Raw genomic sequence first — 16,111 nt, forward strand, 5'->3', positions numbered from 1 at the left:
TGCGCATCCGGGTTAAGTGGGGCGCTGTGGCACCTTCGCCCTACGCCTCTCCCCCCGTTGGCGGCCGGAGGGACGCGAGGGGAGGGGAGGCCGGGGCCCGCTGCCGGGCTGTCTCCCGGCCTCCGGGTGGGACGGGTCCCCTCGGGCTGAGGAGGCCGACGCCTCAGCCGTTGAGGACCTTGTCGGCCTCGGCGCTGGAGTCGCGCAGGAAGGTGGCGCAGCGCTCGGCCTCCTCGGCGTCCCCGATCTGCTCGGAGGCCTTGCCCAGGGCGTGCAGGGCGCGCAGGAAGCCCTGGTTGGGCGCGTGCTCCCACGGGATCGGGCCGTGGCCCTTCCAGCCCGAACGGCGCAGCTGGTCCAGGCCGCGGTGGTAGCCGGTGCGCGCGTACGCGTAGGCGGCCACCGGTTGGCCGTCGGCCAGTGAGAGCTCGGCCAGCCGCGCCCACGCGGCGGAGTAGTCGGGGAAACGACCGGCGACCGGGGTGGGGTCGTCCGCGCCGGCCAGTGCCTCGCGGGCCTCGGGGTGGTCGGCCAGACGGGTCTCGGGCGGCTCGTTGAGTAGGTTCTGGTGCAGGTTCATGCCCCCATCCTGCCACCGGCTCCACACCGCTCACGGTGACTCCCGCGACGCCGTTCATCCGTCCCCCATTCTTCGGTCCTGACGTCAGGATGCCCTGGCCGGAGGGGCGCTTCCCGGTTTTCCACAGGGGGGATTACCCGGGATCGGCGGCGACGTCCCGGCGGGGAGCGCACACGGACCGGGGAGGAGGCGGGGCAGGGGCGGAACGCGCGGTGCCCGGCGGCCTGGGACGGCCGCCGGGCACAGGTGCGGGGCCCACCGGTCCGGTGGGCGACGCGACCGCTACTTCATCTTGTTGCCCGCGGACTTGAGCTGCTGGGCGGCCTCCGCCACGCGGTTGGCCATGCCGACCTCGCCGGCCTTGCCGTAGGAGCGCGGGTCGTAGACCTTCTTGCTGCCGATCTCGCCGTCGATCTTCAGCACGCCGTCGTAGTTCTTGAGGATGTGGTCGACCACCGGGCGCGTGTACGCGTACTGGGTGTCGGTGTCGATGTTCATCTTCACGACGCCGTAGCCGATGGCCTCGTGGATCTCCTCGATGGTGGAACCCGAGCCGCCGTGGAAGACGAAGTCGAACGCCTGCGCCGTGCCGTGCTTCTCGGCGATGGCGTCCTGGGCGTTCTTGAGGACCTCGGGGCGCAGCTTGACGAAGCCCGGCTTGTAGGAGCCGTGCACGTTGCCGAAGGTCAGGGCCGTCAGGTAGTAGCCCTTCTCGCCCAGGCCCAGCACCTCAGCGGTACGCAGGGCGTCGGCCGGGGTGGTGTAGAGCTTCTCGTTGATCTCGCCGACGATGCCGTCCTCCTCGCCACCGACGACGCCGACCTCGATCTCCAGGATCGTGCGGGCGGCCTTGGACGCCGCGAGCAGCTCCTCGGCGATCTGGAGGTTCTCCTCCAGCTCGACGGCCGAGCCGTCCCACATGTGCGACTGGAACAGCGGCTCCTGGCCCTTGGCCACACGCTCCTTGGAGATCTCCAGGAGCGGACGGACGAATCCGTCGAGCTTGTTCTTCGGGCAGTGGTCGGTGTGGAGGGCGATGTTCACCGGGTACTTGTCGGCCACGACGCGGGCGAACTCGGCGAAGGCGACCGAACCGGTGACCATGTCCTTGATCGAGGCGCCGGAGAGGAACTCCGCTCCGCCCGTCGAAATCTGGACGATGCCGTCGCTTTCGGCCTCGGCGAATCCGCGCAGGGCGGCGTGCAGCGTCTGGCTGGAGGTCACGTTGATCGCCGGGTAGGCGAAGCCCTCGGACTTCGCGCGGCTCAGCATCTCGGTGTAGACCTCGGGGCTGGCGATGGGCATGGCTTGACTCTCCCTGGATTCGGCCTGGAGCGAGCGGCCGCCGGTCTCACGCCGACGGCACCCCACGTGCGTTCCCGGTGGAGGCGGTAGCGCGGAGGCAGGCCCATGGGGCGGGCCGTGCGTCCGGACGTGTCCACCAGGTGTCGTCCAAGTATCCCGAATGCGCGGAGCTCTTGAAAAGGTCTAGACCAAATTGTCCGACGGCGGCGGCGTTCTCGCAGCTGACGGGAGGGGTGATCCCCGGCCTGAGGTCTCGTGTGAAAAGTTGTGCCCAGCGCGGTCACATATGAACGCATTGTGGGAAGACCGGAACAACAGGCTGCTCACTGTCGCTTTTTGTCGTGATACACGCTACATTCAACGCCGTGGGAAGGCATAGGAATGACCCTCGCGGCGTTGGCCAGGTGATGGCCATCGTCGGGGCTGTCCTGCTCCTGGTGACGCTCCTGGCCCTTGGCGGATTCTTCTTGTACCGCTCCATCCCGGGTACCGGCACCGGTGTGAGCGCCAACGCCTCCGGGACGGCGGCGGAGGCGGAGGAACCGGAGAACATGGGTGTGCTGCACATCCGTGTGACCGGTGAGTCCAGCGACGTCTTCGTCCGCATCCCCGGCGGTGACGTCCTCCTCGACCAGGAGGTCACCCATGGCCAGTCGGTCAACTACGCGAGCGCCGAGGGCGGGCTTGAGGTGACCATAGGCGAACCCTCCGCCGTCGACGTCTTCGTCAACGGCAACCGCAGGGACATCGCCGACCGCGAACCCGGCTACAGCTTCACGATAGACGGCTAGAGCCGGTCGCCACGGGCGCCGGAGGGTCTGCGACCCGACGGGGTGGCTCCGAACGGGGGCCCCCGACCGGAGCCGTGCCCCCACGACGGACACTCCCGCTACACGTCCAGGTCGGACACCTCGTACACCGCCCGGTAGTCCAGGCCTTCCTCCGCGATCCGGCCGCGGGCGCCCCGGTCCAGGATCAGCGCGACCGCCACGACCTCGGCGCCCTCCTCGCGCAGCGCCTCCACGGCCGTCATCACCGACCCTCCCGTGGTCGAGGTGTCCTCCAGGGCGAGCACGCGCCGCCCCCGCACATCGGGGCCCTCGATCCGCTTCTGCAGGCCGTGCGCCTTGCCCGCCTTGCGCACCACGAAGGCGTCGAGCCTGCGGCCGCGCGCGTGCGCGGCGTGCACCATCGCGGTGGCGACCGGGTCCGCGCCCAGGGTCAGGCCGCCCACCGCGTCGAACTCCAGGTCCGCGACGTTGTCCAGCATGACCGATCCGACCAGCGGCGCGGCCTCCCCGTCCAGGGTGATCCGCCGCAGGTCGACGTAGTAGTCCGCCTCCTGGCCCGAGGACAGGGTCACCTTCCCGCGCACGACCGCCTTATCGTTGATCTGACGCAGGAGTTCATCACGTTCGCTCATGACCAGTGAGCCTAGAACACCCGGTCGGGCGGTCCGGACCGCGCACCCGGGTCGGGAGGACGACCATGCCGCAGCACGAGACCGTCCGGGTCGAGACGACCGTCGACACCAGGGACGGCGCCGAACGGGTGGCGCGGTCGGTGATCGAGCACCGCCTCGCGGCGTGCGCCCAGGTGAGCGGGCCGATCACCAGCTTCTACCGCTGGGAGGGCGCCGTCCACGACGACGAGGAGTGGAGGGTGGTCGCCAAGACCGCCGCGGACCGGCTCGACGATCTCACGGCCCACATCGTCGGCATCCACCCCTACGACGTCCCCGAGGTCGTCGCCGTGCCCGTGACCGGCGGGAACCCCTCGTACCTGGCATGGGTGCGCGACGAGACCAGGGGAGACCGCACCGCGTGATCGCCGTTCTCCTCCCCCCGCCCCTCGGCGCCGCCACCCGACTGCCCGACCTGGCCCGGAGGCTGCCCGAACACGAACTGACCGCCGTCCGACCCGAGGTGGGCGGCGACGAACTCCCGCCGCACGCGGCTCGCTATGTCGCACGCGCCAGTTTGGAGATCAACCGGCTGGTCGCGCCGGACGCGCCGACGGCACTCGTCGCCGAGGGTGAGGCGGGGCCGCTGCTGGGAGCGGTGGGCGCGGCGCAGCGGGCGGCCCACCGGCCGGTGTTCGGCTACGTGCTGGTGGACGCGTTCCTGCCCCAGCCGGGCAGCGCCACCCGGGCGGACATCGTGCGCTCGCAGAGCCCGGACGGCGCGGCGTCCGGGGCGCCGCCTCCCGGTGAGCCGCCCGCCTACCGGTCCGAGCAGCTGCCCATGGTGGCCGACTGGCCGGACGCCCCCTGCGGTTACCTGCTCACCGACCCGGCCCTCGCGCACGTGGCGCGGCTCGCCGGCATGCGGGGCTGGACGGTGCGCGAGGCATCGCCCGAGGACGCGTCCGAGGCCCTGGCGGACCTCCTCGTCGGGCTGCGCGGCATGGCCTGAGGCCCAGCGCCCCTCGGCGGGACCGCCGGACCACCGAGGGACGGGCGCGGCGAGGGCGCGGTCAGGTTCCGAGGGGCGCTGCGGCGGCCTGCCGGTTGACGGCGGCGAGCGAGATCACGATGCCGGTGAGCATGCCCGCGCCGGTGACCACACCGCTCACGAAGGGCACCCATTCCGGGTACCCGGCGAACGCCATCACCAGCCCCGCGAGACCGAGGACCGACATGTAGGCGGCGACGAACACGAACGACCGGCTCCGCCAGTGCCGGGCCAGCGGGAGGAAGTGCAGCCCGACCACGAGGGCGATCCAGGCGACGTTGGCCTGCATCGGCGCGTCCAGCATCCTCAACACCTGGATGCCGCCGAACAGCGCGACGGCCTCGATGACCAGGACCACACCGAAGAACACGCCGAACCGCATCCGCGGGGCGTCGGGGTCCGGCTCCGCGGCGGGTTTGCGGCCGATCGCGACGACCAGGGCGATGACGGCGACCAGCGCGGCCACCGCGAGGACGCGGAGGACGAGCGCCACCGTGGGAGCCAGCGGCGGCCCGGAGTTGGCGAGGACGAAGGCGAGGCCGAATCCGGCACCGACGAGGAACCCCGCGAATCGTGTCATTGCGAGAACATACCAACGGCGCACAACGGTTATCCAGCTGTTTCCGCCCCTGAACGGACGGAACGGACGCCGGTCGGGCGAGGGGCGGAGACCGCCGTTCCCGGCCCGACCCGTCGCCCCGGGCGTCAGACCCGGTCCGGGACCGGGGCTTCGCGCACCGCCGTCTGGATCAGCCGCCCCGTGTCGCCCCGGGTCACCCACTTGCCGCGGCCGGGGGGCTGGGGGGCCGCGTACACCCGGGGCAGCAGCTGCCCCTCGCTCCGGTCACCCGACATCACCAGGGCGCTCGTGCCGATCTCACGCATCGCCTGCACCAGGGGGTCGTACATACCGCGCCCCGACCCCGCCACCCGGCGGGCCACCACGAAGTGCAGGCCGATGTCGCGTCCGTTCGGCACGAACGGCACGAACGGGGCCAGCGGCTTCTGACCCGCGGTGGTGAGGACGTCGTAGTCGTCCGCGAGCACCACGATGCGCGGGCCCTTGAACGAACCCGGCTCCAGGGAGTCGATGTCCCCGTCCTCGGGCAGGCGGCCCTCCACCTCCTTGGCCACACCGCCCGCGAGCCCGGCGCACACGCGCGGGCTGCTCGCGTAGCCGCCCATGTACTCCTCCGGGACCACGTTGCGCAGGGTGCGGCGCGGGTCCATGACCGCGAACACCACCTCGTCCGACGAGTACCGCTCCACCATCCCCTCGGCGATGAGCCGCAGGAGGTTGGTCTTGCCGCACTCGCCGTCGCCCAGGACCAGCAGGTTCTGGTCCCGCTCGAACAGGTCCAGCAGGACCGGCTCCAGAGCGCGCTCGTCCACGCCGATCGGCACCGTGCGCGGCTCCGACTCGACCGTCGGCAGCGTGCGGGCGGACAACCGGTGCGGCAGGATGCGCACCTTGGGGGCGCGCTTGCCCCGCCAGGCCTGGTCCACGGACCGGACGGTCTTCTCCACGACCTCACCCAGGTTGTCGCCGTCCGCCACCCCGTCGATCCGTGGCAGCGCCACCTGGCCGAACAGCTCGGCGTCGGTGAGGACGCGCCCGGGGGCCTTCGCGCTGATCGTCTCCGACAGCTTGCGGTCGATCGTGGAGTCCGAGGAGTCGTTCAGGTGGAGTTCCACCTTCTGTCCGAAGTTGGACTGGGCGGCGATCCGGACGTCGTTCCAGCGCAGCATGCCCGCCACCACGTGGACGCCGAACCCGCCGCCGCGCTGGAGGAGGTCGGTGACCTTCGGGTCGATGTCCTCGAAGTCCTTGCGCAGGGCGCCGAACCCGTCGATGCAGAACACCACGTCGGCACTGGCCAGCTCGGGGACCTCGCCGCGGGCGTGCATACGGCGCAACTGGGCGACCGAGTCGATCCCGCGGTCGCGGAACACCGTCTGCCGGTGCTCCAGCATCCCCTGGACCTCCTCGACGGTGCGGCGGACGCGCTCGTTGTCGGTGCGCACCGCCACCCCGCCCACGTGCGGCAGCGACGCCAGCGACTGGAGGCCGCCGCCCATCAGGTCCAGGCAGTACACGGTCACCTGGTCCGGGGTGTGGGTGAGCGCGAGCGACAGCACGAGGGTGCGCAGCAGTGTCGTCTTGCCGCTCTGCGGGCCGCCGATGACGGCCGCGTGGCCCCCGGACGCGGTCAGGTCGAGCTTCCACACGCCCTGCCACTGCTTGGTGGCGTCGTCCAGTACGCCGACCGGGACGTGCATCGGCTCGTGGGTGCCGGGCAGGCGCAGGCCCCGCTCGCCCTCCTCCGGTGCGCCCGCCACCATGTCCAGCGTGGTCGCGGAGGGGAGCGGGGGCAGCCAGATCTCCCGGGTCCGCTCCCCGTGGCGGCCGAACTGGCCGACCATCACGTCCAGCAGGGTCGGGCCGACCGTCCGGGACGGCATCGGGGTGTCCTCCCCGGAGGACTGGACCGCCGCGGCCGGGTCCTGCCCGGCCTCGCCGTTGTACGCGGTGTAGGGGCGCACGGACGGCGTACCCTCCGTGACCTCCTCCTCCGCCACCGGACCCCGGTAGGCGCCGGACACGTACCCGGCCTTGAACCGCTGGTAGACGCTGGTGTCGACTTTCAGGTAGCCGAACCCCGGCAGTGACGGCAGGTGGAACGCGTCCGGGGTGTTGAGAACGGTGCGGCTCTCCTCCTCGGAGAAGGTCCGCAGTCCCAGCCGGTAGGAGAGGTAGGTGTCCAGGCCGCGCAGCTTGCCGCCCTCGATGCGCTGGCTCGACAGCAGGAGGTGCACGCCGATGCTCCGGCCGATCCGGCCGATGGACAGGAACAGCTCGATGAAGTCGGGGCGGGCGGTCAGCAGTTCGCCGAACTCGTCGATGATCACCAGCAGGTGCGGCAGCGGCGGGAGGCTCGGGTCGTGCTCGCGCTTGTACGTGTAGTCGCCGATGTTGGACACGTTTCCGGCGTCGCGGAGCATCTGCTGGCGGCGCTGCACCTCGCCGGACAGGCTCGCGTACACGCGCTCGATCAGCGCGGCGTCGTCCTCCAGGTTGGTGATCACCCCGGCGACGTGCGGCATGTCCTCGAACGGGGCGAACGTGGCGCCGCCCTTGTAGTCGACCAGGACCATGCTCACCCGCTCGGGCGGGTGGGAGGCGGCCAGCGCCAGGACGAGGGTCCGCAGCATCTCGCTCTTGCCGGAACCGGTGGCGCCCACGCACAGTCCGTGCGGGCCCATGCCCAGCTGCGCGGACTCCTTGAGGTCGAGGATCACGGGCCGGCCCATGTCGTCCACGCCGATCGGCACACGGAGGAACGCCCGCTCGCTGCGCGGAGCCCACAGGCGCTGCACGTCGACGGCGCCGGGGTCCTGCACGCCCATCATCGAGGGGAAGTCGACGCTGCCGCCCTCCTGGGCGGTCTCCTCGATCGACTCCGGGGACAGGCGGAGCGGGGCCAGCATGCGGGCCAGACCGGTCAGGGTCGCGTCGGAGACGTCGTCGACGGTGCCGCTGGTGACCACCGGGTCGGCGCCGCGCAGCTCCTCGACCCGCACCTGGTCGCCCTCGACCGTGACCCGCAGGTTCACGTCGCCGGGCTCGTCGACCTGGCGCGACACCAGGTGCAGGACGGTGACGCCGAGGTCGGCCGGGTCCACGGCGTCGTCGGGCCGCACCAGTTCGGCGGCCACCTCACCGTGGGTGTCGTGGATGACCAGCAGGCGCCGCATCATCCGGTACGCCTCACGCTTGCCCATGCCGCGGCGGACCTCCGACGCGAAGTCGGTGCGTGAGCGCAGCTCGTCGGCGATCAGCCCGCCGAGCTTGGCGGGGGTCGGGGCGATGAGGCGGACGGCGGCACCGCCCTCGCGCCGCTGCGGGTCGAGGGCCTGGGGCAGCCACGGCAGCCAGGACCAGTCGTCGGCGTTCTCGGCCGGGTAGGACACGGCGAGCCCGGCGTCCTCGGGGGCGTGGAAGGCGCCGAACTGGGCGGCGAGCGATCTGACCAGGCGCATCACGTCCTCGCGCTCGCCGATGACGCTGACGTTCCCGGCCATGTCCAGGGGGAGGGTGAGCGGCATCTCGGGGACCGACTCGAAGCGGCGGATGGCCGCCTGCGCCTCGGAGAGCATGAACGGGTCGGTGGGGGTGAGGGCGGTCCCCTGCTCGGCGAGGCGGAGGGGGCGGCCCTCGGTCAGGCCGCTGCCCACGCGCACCCGGAGGAAGTCGCGGTGCCTGCGGCGGCGCTCCCACAGGCGGGTGGGGTCGCGGACGACGTCGTACAGGGCCTCCGGGGGCGGATCGAGCAGGCGGGCGTGCGCGCGGGTGCGCTGCTCCCACCCGCCGAGCTCCTCCCGCAGCTCCTCCAGGTACTGGAGGTACAGCTCGCGCTGGTTGCGTCGCTGGCGGGTGACCTGGCCGCGCCGGGAGAACAGCATGCCCAGGGCCGCGAGGAGGGCGACGACCAGGACGACGCCGCCCAGCGCCATGAACGCCGGGTTGCGCATGACCATCATGATCGTCAGCGACGCCATCATGCCGACCATGGGCAGGATGGTCATCAGCGGGTTTCCCTGGGTCTTGCCGTCGGGGAGGGTCGGAGGGGCCTCCACCTCGTGCGGTTCCTGGACCGGAGTGGGATGGACGGTTCGTGTCGGCCGGTGCACGACGCGAAGGCTCATCGGCTTTCCTCTCGGCGCAGGGGCGGGAAGACGAGGGCGTGGGGGCGGGGCGCCCGTGCTCGGGAGAACCCTACCGAAGACGGGACTCCGCGGTCCTTGCCGCGCACAGGGGTACGAAGCGTCGCACGGGCCCCGCTCGCGGGGAGCCGGGAGGGGCCGCGCACCGGGGCCGCGCGGTCAGGCGGAGGGTGTGTCGGCCGGGCGGAGGTGGTCCATGAGGGCGCGGAAGCGGTCCCAGGAGTCGGGCTCGGTGCCGTCGCCGATCCGGTACCAGACCGCGGGCGTCATCGGGGGGCCGAAGGGCACGCCCCTGACGGGGGCGGACAGGGCCCGGTCCGTGCCCATCGAGGAGACACCGTCGACACCGACGGCCAAACCCACGGGGACCGGCAGGCCGGACCAGCGGGGGGCATAGGTCAGGTCGGCCCGCCCGAGCAGGCGCTGGACGGTCAGGCTGCGCAGCGCCTCGTTCGCGGAGAGCTCCTTGACCATGGCGTTCAGGGCGGAGAAGTCGGGCTCCTCGCCGGGAGGCCGGCCCACCGCGAGGGTGACGCTCTCCCGGACGCCGTCGGGGACCGTGCTCACCCGCAGGGTTCCGGTGAACGGAAGGGCGCCCCCCTCGCGCACGCTCTCCGGGGGACCGGTGAAGGTCAGCCAGGTGGCCCCGGGGGCGCGGCGGCGGCACAGACCGGTGATCCGGTCCCGGTCCCAGGCGTGCGTCAGGGGTTCGCTGGTGCCCCACAGCGCGGGGGCGGTGCCGGCGAGGTGGCCGGAGACCAGCTCCACGGCCCCGCCCAGCCGGAGGCTCGCGGTGGCGGGGTGGACGAGCTGGAAGTCGATCAGCAGCTGCGAGCCGGGGGCGCCGTCGGCCTCGGACCAGCGGAAGTCGGGATGGGGCCGCGCGTCGGGGGCGGCGGGCCCGTCCACGACGAACGCGGACACCGGGTCCCAGACGAGGGGCACGCCGGAGAACCCGTCGTGGTGGCCGCCGTCGCGGTTGCGCACGACCCAGCGCGCGGTGCGGTCGGTGAGCAGGGAGCGGAGGGAGTGGGTGATCCTGCTGTCCGCGGGGGTGACGACCTGGAGGTGGCGGCCCTCGCGGCCGTGGCGTGCCGTGGCGTCGACGAGCCACCCGCTCATGGGGACCAGGGGGCGGTCCTGGACCACGACGAACGCCTTCTCCGTCAGGGCCGTGACGGCGGGGTGGTCGGTGGCTCCGGTGAGGTTGTCGTCGCGCCCGGTCAGCCGTGGTTTCGGGACCCACACCGCGCCGCCGTGCCGCTCGACCAGGTGTTCGGCGAAGCGCAGCACCAGAGCGGCGGTGTCGACGTCCGCGAGTTCGGCGCCGCGGGCCTCCACCCAGTAGGGCTGGGCAGGCAGTTCGTCGCTGATCCCGTCGGTGAGGAGCCGGTCGGCCTCGGCGGACAGGGCCAGCCGCTGGGCGGCCTGCATGGCGGCGACGAGCCTGCCGGAGTCGTCGCGCAGCTCGATGACCGCGCCCTCGGAGACCGAGCGCACGCGCAGTTCGGGCCCGGCCGCGACCAGGGCGTCGATGAGGCTGCGCCGGGCGGGGGCCTCGGGCAACAGAGCGACCACGTCGTGACTCAAGAGGGCTCCTTCGGGAGTGTCACCTGGCGCGGAAACCCTACCGAACCGGTGGTGAGCGGCCAGTCGCGGTCGCCCCGGGCCACGGGTCGCACCGGCGGCGGTGCGCGGGGCCCCTCCGGGGCGGCGGAGGTGCGCGGAAGGCTCCGCCCGCGCCGCACGGGGCGGGGGCGGAGGGCGGGGCGCTGGCCGGATGTGGCCACGCACCCGGTGGGTGGGGGGAGCGCCGCGGGGCCGCTGCCCCGAGGTCCGTCCTGCCCGGACGCCCCCGGCACCGGAAGCGCCCACGACCTGCCCGGCCTCCTCGGACGTCGGCGGTTCGCGGGGACCGGGCCCTCCATCGTGTCGACCGTCGTCCACAGGTCGCGGAGTGCGTCTATTTCTCCGTCACAGGGCGCTTGTATTATGCAGATCCTCCCCACAGGGGTGATCGAGTCCATTCCCTGGTTCCGGGACTCTCCCTCCGAACCACGGGGACTGCGCGTGCATCCTCCCTTCGGGAGGCGACCGCCTCGCGAGTTCCCCCGAGGAAAGCAGGTGAACAGTTGTCACGCTGGGAAGTCGGCGATAGCACGCTGAACACGTTGGCTCAGAACACCGGTGGCTCCGGTGACGAGCTGACCAGCCTCATCCAACAGCTCGTCCAGGCAGCGGAACCCCTCTCAGGCAAGTTCGACGGCGCGGGCAAGGCGGCCTTCGACTCCTTCAAGTTGCAGGCCGACAGCATCACCGCCGACCTGCGCGCCGGCCTCGGCTCCATCCAGGAGGGGCAGGGCGGCATGAACACCGCCTTCACCACCGGTGCCGACACCATGGCCGACGACGCCAACCAGAACATGGGCGCGGCCAACTTCGACGCAGCCAAGTTCCGCTGACCACCTCTGAGGAGCCCGCATGAGCTCGAACGCCTACGACGTCGGAGCCTCCCAGGAGGCCCAGGCCAACATCAACACCATCACCAACCGCCTCGAAACGCTGATCGGCGAGCGCGACACCGATGTCAGCGCGGCCATGGCCGACTTCGAGGCCACCGGAGTGTCCGAGGAGTACAGCGCCAAGGAACTCAAGTGGCACAACGCCGGCAACGAGGTCCGTGAGATCATCCGGCTGGTGCGCGACACGCTGGAGACCAACGACTCCACCGCGCAGGAGACCCTGAGCCGCGCCAACTCCGCGGTCCAGAACATCTGACCGGTCCCGGGGCGGGGCGGGAGGCACACGAGAGGTAACGAGGAGCACGGTTGGCACGCGACTACGACAGTCAGCTGCTGGAGTCCGTCGCCGTGCGCCGCCAGCGCCTCCGGGAGGCGGTCCTCTTCGGCGGACAGCGCACCCGGCGCCGCCTCGACGAGAACTTCGGCAAGGTGGCGATCAGTGCCTGCCTCGCCGCCGTCATCTGCGGCGGCACCGTCGGCTGGTCGTTCGTCAGTACCCAGCTCAGCACCCAGCGGGTCGAACAGGAGCAGGAGGCGTCCGGCCCGGCCAACAACGCCGTCCCGCCCATCCCCGGTGACTGGGTCGGCGCCCAGGTCACCCTCGGCCAGGCGCGCGAGGAGCTCGACGGGGCGGGGGTCCCCGGGAGCCTGTACGTGCTCCCCGGAGAGCCCCGCCCCGAACCCGAGACGGTCGACAGCTACTACCTGATCACCCAGGACGAGGAGGGCTACCTGGCCGCGGCCGTCATCGACTTCGACCAGGGCCGCCCCGGCATGGAGTTCACGACCGAGGACCAGGCCGCCCGCTGGCTCTACCAGGAGCTGGCCACCACCGAGCCCGGACCGACCGTCCTCACACCGGCGGAGGAGGGCGAGACGGCGGAGGCCACGGCGGAACTGGTCACCGACGTCGGCGAGAACCTGGAGGAGCGCAGCGGCGGCTCCTACCTGCACGGCCTGGAGGTCGGCGACGTCGTCGACACCTTCGGCCAGGAGAGCGGTCGGTACCTGTTCCCCGACGGGACCCCGTTCGGGGAGCGCGGCCTGCCCGGATACGCCCGCACCGGCGCGGACGGCGAGGAGCTCTACCACCGCTACCGGGTCATCCACCCCTTCCAGGTGAGCGCCACCGCCGCGCCCGCGCACGAGGAGCGGCCCGGCGGCGGGATCCGCTTCACGCTCGACACGGCCGGGTTCTCCGAGGTTCCCCCCGCGCCCACGGTCCGCTGGCTGGTCGGCAACGGCTACCTCGAACGCATCGCCGTCAGCGACGTACCCGCCTGACCCGCGGACACGGGGCCGTCCCCGTGTCCGGACCCGAAGACGGTGGTGGACCGCCACCCGAGAAGCAAGAGCAGGATTGGAAGGCAATGACCGCTTGGAGCCGGGTAACGCTCGTCGGTGAGGAGCGCAGGGTCGACGCCGTCCTGCCCGCGGGCGAACCCGTGGGCGCGCTCATGCCGGAGGTCCTCGACCTCCTCGGGGACCAGGTGGAGAACCCCGCGAAGCTGCGCCACCTGATCACCGCGTCCGGGATCGTCCTGGAAGGCGGCACCACCCTCGCCGACCGGCAGGTCGCCGACGGGGCCGTACTGCGGCTCGTCCGGGCGGAGGAGCCGGTGCCGGCGCCCGTCGTGCACGAGGTGCCCGAGGCGGTGTCCATGGCACTGGACGGCCACCAGGGGCGCTGGAACCCGGAGGCGGCCAGGTGGACCGCGACGCTCGCACTGGTCGTCCTCTCCCTCGGGGCGGGGTGGGTCCTCCAGGGGTACTTCTCCGCGGCCGGAGGCATCGTCGGCCTGGCCGTGGTCGCCGCCCTCCTGGTGGCGGTCGGCGCGGCCGTCGGACCGACCTGGCGCGAGCCGCTCGGCACGGCGCTGGCGATCAGCGGCACGGCGGTCGGCGGGCTGGCCCTCTGGCTGGCCTGTGACCAGTTCGGCTGGCCCGAGTGGGCGCGCTGGGGCGGTGCCGCCGCCCTCGTGTCGGGCCTGGCCCTGCTCCTCGGACTCACCTCGACCCTGGGCCGGGGCGGGCTGACCGGCGGCGGCGTGGGGCTCGCCCTGGCGGCCGTGTGGTCGGCGGGCGCCGCGTTCGGACTGCCCTCCTACCAGGTCGCCGCGATCATGACCGTGGCCTGCGTGATCCTGTTGAGCCTGCTCCTGCGGCTCGCCCTGACCTTCTCCGGGCTCGCCGTGCTGGACGACCGGCGCAGCTCCGGCGACGCCGTGGCCCGCGGCGACGTCCTCACGTCGGTGGCCGGGGCACACCGGAGCCTGGTGATCGCCACCGTCTCGGTCGCCGTCGCCACGGCCACGGCGGGGCTCGGCCTGGCCACCCACTTCGACTGGTGGACGGCGGGACTCTCGGTCGTGCTGGCCCTCGTGGTGGCCAGCCGGGCCCGGCTGTTCCCCCTGGTCGCCCAGAAGTCGGCGCTCATCGGAGCGAGCCTGGTGGTCCTGATGAGTTTCCTGTTCGCGTGGGCCGACGCCGCGGCGTGGGGTGTGTGGCCCGCGCTGGGCATCGTGGTCGCGGTCGCGGCCATCCCGACCGTGGTCCTGTCCGTCGAGCAGCCCGAGCACGTGCGCGCCAGGCTCCGCGGTGTCACGAGCAGGTTCGAGGCGATCGCCGTCGTCGTCCTGGTGCCGTTGGCGATCGGCGCCTTCGGTACCTACCAGCGACTCCTCACGACCTTCTGAGCGGGGGACGATGAACGCTTCACAGACCTACCCGTCAGGGGCGCCCGCCGTGCACGCCCACCCGGTTCCGCCCGCCGTCGCGGCCCCGTCGCGGCCGGTGCCCGCGGACGGCTGGGTCCGCAGGGTCGGGCGCACGGTCCTGCGGCCGTTCCGACCGGTGGACGCGGTGGCCGAGGCCATCGAGTTGGGACGGCGGTTGCAGCGCCCCACCTCGACGGGGCGCCGGATCCTCGTCGACGACCTGGGGACGGGCGCGGACGCGGCGGTGGTCACCGCCCTCGTCGCCCGGGCCCTGGCACATTTGCGCCACGACCGGGTGCTGGCGGTGGACGCCACCGGACGGGAGCCCTCGATGGCCGACCGTCTGGGAGCTGCCGAACCGGGTGACCTGGGCGGGGTGGACCCCACCGGGTTCGAGTCGGTGTGCGGCAGTCTCGGGGAGGTCAACGACGGCCTGTGGACGGTGAGGGCGGACCCGGACCGGGCGGACGCCTACTCCGCGGGGCTGCTGCCGATCTCCAGGTTCTTCGGGGTGACGCTCGTCGCGGGAGGCGCCGACGGCGCGTTCTCCGCGGCCGTCGGAGCGGGTGCGCACTCCCGGGTGATGGTGGTACGGGCGACACGCGAGTCCGCGCTCAGGGTCGGGCGCGAGCTGGACTCCCTGGCCGGGGCCCGGCGGGACGAGGCGGGACGGACCGTGGTGGTCGTCTTCGACGAACGGCGGCGCGAGGACCCGGGGTTCGACGTGGCGCGCACGGTCCGGATCATCGCGGAGAGCGGTGCCGCCGTCGTGGTCCTGCCGCACGACCGGCACATCGCCCAGGGCACCGCCGTGCTCCCGCGGCTGATCGGAGAGGCCACCCACCGGATGGTCCAGCTCGTCGCCGCCGAGGCCCTGGGCCGCGCCGTCGACGGAGTCCCGACCGCACGCGTACGCACCGAAGGAGGGGAGTAGGCCGTGAACCAGCACCACGGGACCGATCCCGAGCAGGGGACCCCTCCCCGGGGGACCCCGCGCCGGGAGGGCGGGTATTTCGAGCCGCACGAGGGGGCGGAGAACCCTTCCGGTGGCAGTCCGCGCCACCCGGACCAGGGCACGCCCTCGCCCGGCGTCCCGGGTACGGGGCAGGCGGGGCCCAGCGGCGGTCGGCCGGACGGCTCCGGTCCGGGGACGCACACCGGCCACGGGCCTCCCGCCCCGGCCGGGGGTCCGGACCCCCGGCCGTGGGGGAACACCGCGCCGAGCGGTCCGCAGGTCCCCCCGTACCCGAACCGTGCTGGTACCGCCACGCCGCCCCTGCCGGACACGCCCGGACCGCAGGGCCGGCCGGGCGGGCCGCCGCAGTGGGGCGACAGCGGTGCGCAGCCGTCCCGCCGACCCGCTCCCTGGTTCCCGGCCGGGCCCGAAGAGGACCGTTCGGACCAGGGCGGTCCTCCGCTGCCGGGCCCGTTCCCCCCGACCCCCTACGCGGTCGAGCCGCCGCGCCCCCACCAACCCACCGGGCCCAACCAGACGCCGTGGGCGGGCCACTCCGGTCCGCAGACCCCTCCTCCCCCGGCGCCGCAGCAGCCCCCGCAGCAGCCGCAGACCTTCGCCCAGGACTCGATGGCCGAGGCGTTCCTGTCCGGTGCCCCGATGCCGGCGCCGCCGCAGCCGCCGCCCGCGCCTCCGCAGAGCCAGGGCCCGCCTCCGGGAACGACGCCGCGCTCCGACCCCGGCGCGCAGCACGCGCCGTGGGAACCCCAGCAGTCCGGTCCGCAGCAGCCGTATCCCGGTGCGCGGGCGCCGTCCGGGGCTCAGCCGTCCCCGCGGCAGTACTTCCCGCCGGG

At 72.9% G+C, this 16,111-nt stretch carries 14 protein-coding genes and 1 pseudogene; 9 read left to right on the forward strand and 6 right to left on the reverse strand.

Features of this window, described 5'->3' with window-relative positions; all coding sequences use genetic code 11:
- Window positions 1–163: 163 nt before the first annotated feature.
- Both ACFWTE_RS20085 and fbaA read right to left on the reverse strand, forming a co-directional pair.
- Window positions 164–580, reverse strand: a complete 417-nt coding sequence (locus tag ACFWTE_RS20085) for a DUF3151 domain-containing protein (protein ID WP_378781116.1) — start codon at window positions 578–580, stop codon at window positions 164–166.
- Window positions 581–862: 282 nt separating this feature from the next.
- Window positions 863–1,885: a class II fructose-bisphosphate aldolase gene (gene fbaA / locus ACFWTE_RS20090; protein ID WP_378781118.1), complete on the reverse strand. Its 1,023-nt coding sequence runs from the start codon at window positions 1,883–1,885 to the stop codon at window positions 863–865.
- A gap of 407 nt (window positions 1,886–2,292) precedes the next feature.
- On the opposite strand from fbaA, the gene ACFWTE_RS20095 reads away from it, so the two are divergent.
- Window positions 2,293–2,676, forward strand: a complete 384-nt coding sequence (locus ACFWTE_RS20095; RefSeq protein WP_378781119.1) for a RodZ domain-containing protein — start codon at window positions 2,293–2,295, stop codon at window positions 2,674–2,676.
- A gap of 98 nt (window positions 2,677–2,774) precedes the next feature.
- Here the strand turns inward: ACFWTE_RS20095 and pyrE are convergent, their stop codons facing one another.
- Window positions 2,775–3,308, reverse strand: a complete 534-nt coding sequence (pyrE, locus tag ACFWTE_RS20100; RefSeq protein ID WP_378781120.1) for an orotate phosphoribosyltransferase — start codon at window positions 3,306–3,308, stop codon at window positions 2,775–2,777.
- A 65-nt stretch (window positions 3,309–3,373) separates the two neighbouring features.
- On the opposite strand from pyrE, the gene cutA reads away from it, so the two are divergent.
- Window positions 3,374–3,712 carry a divalent-cation tolerance protein CutA gene (gene cutA, locus ACFWTE_RS20105; protein ID WP_378781121.1) on the forward strand — a complete coding sequence of 113 codons (339 nt, stop codon included), beginning with the start codon at window positions 3,374–3,376 and terminating at the stop codon, window positions 3,710–3,712.
- Entirely contained in the window at window positions 3,709–4,299 is a 591-nt protein-coding gene (locus ACFWTE_RS20110; protein ID WP_378781122.1) for a hypothetical protein, read from the forward strand. The genes cutA and ACFWTE_RS20110 overlap by 4 nt, the downstream gene beginning before the upstream one ends.
- Before the next feature lie 61 nt (window positions 4,300–4,360).
- Here the strand turns inward: ACFWTE_RS20110 and ACFWTE_RS20115 are convergent, their stop codons facing one another.
- From ACFWTE_RS20115 to ACFWTE_RS20125, 3 genes are all read right to left on the reverse strand, one after another.
- A complete protein-coding gene (locus ACFWTE_RS20115; RefSeq protein WP_378781123.1) occupies window positions 4,361–4,918 on the reverse strand; it encodes a hypothetical protein in 558 nt (185 codons plus the stop codon).
- A 125-nt stretch (window positions 4,919–5,043) separates the two neighbouring features.
- A complete protein-coding gene (gene eccCa / locus ACFWTE_RS20120; protein ID WP_378781125.1) occupies window positions 5,044–9,045 on the reverse strand; it encodes a type VII secretion protein EccCa in 4,002 nt (1,333 codons plus the stop codon).
- 177 nt (window positions 9,046–9,222) lie between these two features.
- Complete coding sequence (locus ACFWTE_RS20125) at window positions 9,223–10,653, reverse strand: DUF6177 family protein (protein WP_378781126.1); 1,431 nt, start codon at window positions 10,651–10,653, stop codon at window positions 9,223–9,225.
- 542 nt (window positions 10,654–11,195) lie between these two features.
- Between ACFWTE_RS20125 and ACFWTE_RS20130 the strand changes: the two genes are divergently transcribed.
- The 6 genes and pseudogenes from ACFWTE_RS20130 to ACFWTE_RS20155 form a co-directional block, all read left to right on the forward strand.
- The gene (locus ACFWTE_RS20130) at window positions 11,196–11,525 is read left to right on the forward strand and encodes a hypothetical protein (RefSeq protein ID WP_378781128.1); all 330 of its coding nucleotides are present in this window, start codon (window positions 11,196–11,198) and stop codon (window positions 11,523–11,525) included.
- A gap of 19 nt (window positions 11,526–11,544) precedes the next feature.
- Window positions 11,545–11,841 carry a pore-forming ESAT-6 family protein gene (locus tag ACFWTE_RS20135; RefSeq protein ID WP_378781129.1) on the forward strand — a complete coding sequence of 99 codons (297 nt, stop codon included), beginning with the start codon at window positions 11,545–11,547 and terminating at the stop codon, window positions 11,839–11,841.
- A 50-nt stretch (window positions 11,842–11,891) separates the two neighbouring features.
- Window positions 11,892–12,869, forward strand: coding sequence for a TNT domain-containing protein (locus ACFWTE_RS20140; RefSeq protein WP_378781131.1), 978 nt, complete (start codon window positions 11,892–11,894; stop codon window positions 12,867–12,869).
- A gap of 86 nt (window positions 12,870–12,955) precedes the next feature.
- Complete coding sequence (gene eccD, locus ACFWTE_RS20145) at window positions 12,956–14,281, forward strand: type VII secretion integral membrane protein EccD (RefSeq protein ID WP_378781132.1); 1,326 nt, start codon at window positions 12,956–12,958, stop codon at window positions 14,279–14,281.
- Window positions 14,282–14,291: 10 nt separating this feature from the next.
- Entirely contained in the window at window positions 14,292–15,236 is a 945-nt protein-coding gene (locus ACFWTE_RS20150; RefSeq protein ID WP_378781134.1) for an ATPase, read from the forward strand.
- Window positions 15,237–15,239: 3 nt separating this feature from the next.
- A pseudogene (locus ACFWTE_RS20155) lies at window positions 15,240–16,111 on the forward strand (hypothetical protein); the annotation flags it as partial.

The organism is Nocardiopsis sp. NPDC058631, from assembly GCF_042716955.1.
In the GTDB taxonomy this organism is placed as follows: domain Bacteria; phylum Actinomycetota; class Actinomycetes; order Streptosporangiales; family Streptosporangiaceae; genus Nocardiopsis.